Origin of the sequence: Paenibacillus senegalensis JC66, from assembly GCF_000285515.1 — a bacterium.
Taxonomy (GTDB): domain Bacteria; phylum Bacillota; class Bacilli; order Paenibacillales; family NBRC-103111; genus Paenibacillus_L; species Paenibacillus_L senegalensis.
Genome location: NZ_HE610957.1, coordinates 1,357,548 through 1,360,379, shown reverse-complemented (window position 1 = coordinate 1,360,379; position 2,832 = coordinate 1,357,548). Strand labels below are relative to the sequence as shown.

The 2,832-nt window shown below is 54.4% G+C and carries 4 protein-coding genes; 2 read left to right on the top strand and 2 right to left on the bottom strand.

All coding sequences use genetic code 11. The features are described 5' to 3' along the window. Nucleotides 1-107 precede the first annotated feature (107 nt). Together PSHG_RS06355 and PSHG_RS26725 are read right to left on the bottom strand one after the other, a co-directional pair. Entirely contained in the window at nt 108-356 is a 249-nt protein-coding gene (locus PSHG_RS06355; RefSeq protein ID WP_148497652.1) for a hypothetical protein, read from the bottom strand. An 85-nt stretch (nt 357-441) separates the two neighbouring features. Continuing rightward, nucleotides 442-1,068 (bottom strand): biotin transporter BioY, encoded by a 627-nt coding sequence (locus PSHG_RS26725; RefSeq protein WP_010270971.1) that lies wholly within the window; start codon nt 1,066-1,068, stop codon nt 442-444. A 108-nt stretch (nt 1,069-1,176) separates the two neighbouring features. On the opposite strand from PSHG_RS26725, the gene PSHG_RS26720 reads away from it, so the two are divergent. Both PSHG_RS26720 and PSHG_RS30850 read left to right on the top strand, forming a co-directional pair. After that, the gene (locus tag PSHG_RS26720) at nt 1,177-2,109 is read left to right on the top strand and encodes an ATP-binding cassette domain-containing protein (protein WP_010270969.1); all 933 of its coding nucleotides are present in this window, start codon (nt 1,177-1,179) and stop codon (nt 2,107-2,109) included. Continuing rightward, on the top strand, nt 2,090-2,832 hold a 743-nt coding region (locus PSHG_RS30850), incomplete at its 3' end, for an energy-coupling factor ABC transporter ATP-binding protein (RefSeq protein ID WP_010270967.1). The genes PSHG_RS26720 and PSHG_RS30850, both read left to right, overlap by 20 nt.

Here is a 2,832-nt window from a genome sequence, read left to right as displayed (position 1 = left end):
AGAAAGAGCCGAAACCGGAAAGATTCCGATTTTCGGCTCTTCATCATTATCGAGCTTTCCCAAGCAAGGTCAAGCTATCCTTAACATAGACTGTCTGAGGTAGTTTCCTAAGAAAACGAAGACCGTTCTTGTTCTTCCAGCTCTTCCAGTAATGTGTTGACGTACAGCTCTGCTGCGGCAATCGAGCTGCACGGTTGGGTACGGTATTCTATATAAGTGCCGACTGCCTGCTGCTGTGGTGCATGTTCATTGGCCAGCGGAATGATGCGAATCAGCTTGCCGGTGACACTTCCGTCTGCATTTCTTTGGAAATGCAGAAAGGTCTCTGCATCTAGCACTCTTGTTTCAAGAATCATTAGTTTGTCCCTCCCGTACATAACGATTTCCAGCTTAAAGCTGTCCGCCACTCCAATGGGCCTTCAAACAATTAAACCGGACTTACTATCGTTTACCCGGGGATGCGTCAGTTGAAGCGGAATCGACTTGTACGACCTTGTCCTTGCCGCGCAGCAATCGGTCCAGTGGAAATACAGCGCGGATAGCCGGAATAATGAGGCCAGCGGCAGCGGCTTTCAGCAAATCACCGGGCAAATAGGGATACATGCCCACGACCAGTGTCTCTCCAATGGATAAATCGGCGACGTAAGCAAGCCAAGGCACCCCGGGAATATAGAGAAGCAATGAGCCGAACAGAAAACTAACGAGGGCATGCAGCACATAGGCAGCTATCCCTCTAACCGGAAGCTTTGCTGCAATGAAGCCAATGAGAAAGGCAGCGATTGGAAACGACCAGATAAATCCGCCGGTCGGTCCAAAGACGAGGCCGGGGCCGCCTGTGCCGTGCAGCAGAGGAAAACCAAGCGCGCACAGCACAACCACCGAACCAATACTGATCAGCCCGTACCGGGCACCCAGCAGACCGCCGGCTAACATTACAGCAAAGTTTTGCAGTGTAACAGGGACAGGCGAAAATCCGACTGGAATCGTAATAAAGCTCAAAACGACGAGAATAGCGGCAAATAAGGCGCTGTACGTCAATCCCCGAATGGTGATGAACGAATTTTTCATTGTCAAATCTCCTTTCATTTGTTAACCTCTATGTATAATAAAATTGGTTAACAAAATGGATTGTAGCACAAGAGGATTCTAATTGAAAAGAGGCAAGGTGAAAAACAGATGCAAATGTCCTCTTTACGGCTGCCGGTCATCTATGAACAGCTGCAAGTCGTATTTTCCACTGGAACCGGGGAATATCAGGCTTTGCACAATGTAGGATTTACTCTGCGGCCAGGAGAATGGCTTGCCATTGTCGGACGCAACGGAAGCGGAAAAAGCACATTGGCCAGGGTTATCGCGGGACTGCTGAATCTATCAGCAGGACGGATACTCCCGGCGGCAGGGCCTGCCTGTAAGATAAGAATGATCGGACAGCAGCCAGATGCGCAAATTATCGGAGAAACGGTATATGAAGATTTATGCTTTGGTCTGGAGAACGACCAGGTGGATGCAAGCTTAATGCGTGAGAAAGCTATACAGGCTCTGAGCCGAGTCGGCTTGGACGACAAAATAGATCAGCCTGTCGATCAATTATCGGGAGGACAGAAGCAGCTGCTTGCCATCGCTTCCGCGTTAGTTGTGAAGGCTGATCTGCTCGTTTTTGATGAAGCGACCTCTATGCTTGATCCAACGGCCAGACAGCGGATTCTGGCAACAGTTCGGCAGCTGCATGACAACGGAACAACGATTGTATGGATCACGCAGAACATGGAGGAGCTGGCATCGGCGACACGGGTAGTAGCTCTGGAGCAGGGGACAAGCGTGTTTGAAGGAAGTCCGCAGCTTTTCTTTTACGGGCAAGCTTCAGCCGGGACTAAAAAAAGTGCACCGCCATCACACTTCCGCCGGCCCGCTCCCGCCCATAATGATCAGCATACGCCCGTCTCCGGTCCGTTAGCTGTGCCGGTAAGTGATCAGATTGGAGTACAGCTGCCCTATGCCGTTCAGGTTGGCCGCGCCTTGCTGGCCCAGGGAGTTAGTCTGCAGAAGCTTCCTTTAACGATCGATGATCTGCGAGAGGAGGTGGGGAGCTGTGCAGCTCAGCGCTCTTGATCTTAATTTGCTTGCTCCCGGCAGGGATCATAGCACCAAGCGATTGAGCGGCATCCGCTTTGAGCTTCAGCCCGGATCGCTGGTGCTGCTGCTTGGCCGGACGGGTTCGGGCAAATCTTCCCTGCTCGACTGTTTGGCCGGCTTAACTCCACCCAGCGAAGGAAATATTCGGGTAGGAGAACGCCTGCTTTGGAACAGGGGCATGCGGGACCGCGAAACGGCCGACTCGCTCGGCATCGTCTTCCAGCGGCCGGAGGAGCAGCTGTTCGCGCGCACCGTCCGCGAGGAATTCGCCTACTCGCTTAAGCCGCTGCGCCTGGCCCGCGAGGAAGCGGCTGCGCGCATAACCGCCGCCCTTCAGGCAGTCGGACTTTCCGCCGAAATTCTGCAGGAAAGTCCGCACTTTCTGAGCGGCGGGCAAAAGCGCAGAGTGGCGCTGGCCAGCGCCTTCGCCTGCCGCCCGCAGTGGCTGCTCCTGGATGAGCCTACGGCCGGTCTGGATGGCGAGGCCACCCAGACCGTTGCCGACTTTCTCATCCAGTGGAAGCAGCGCAGCGGCTGCGGCATAGTGCTCGCTACGCACGATTTGGATATGTTTTTGCCGCTGGCTGACCGCGTGCTCCTGATGGAGCACGGGACGATTGCGGCTGACGTATCCGGTGCGGAGCTGCTGGAGCGCCCGGAGCTGCTGGCGGCTTGCGGGCTACAGCCGCCGGGCTTCAT

Coding starts and splice junctions, on each gene's coding strand:
- PSHG_RS06355 (WP_148497652.1), bottom strand. CDS start 356: ATGATTCTTGAAACAAGAGTGCTAGATGCAGAGACCTTTCTGCATTTC.
- PSHG_RS26725 (WP_010270971.1), bottom strand. CDS start 1,068: ATGAAAAATTCGTTCATCACCATTCGGGGATTGACGTACAGCGCCTTA.
- PSHG_RS26720 (WP_010270969.1), top strand. CDS start 1,177: ATGCAAATGTCCTCTTTACGGCTGCCGGTCATCTATGAACAGCTGCAA.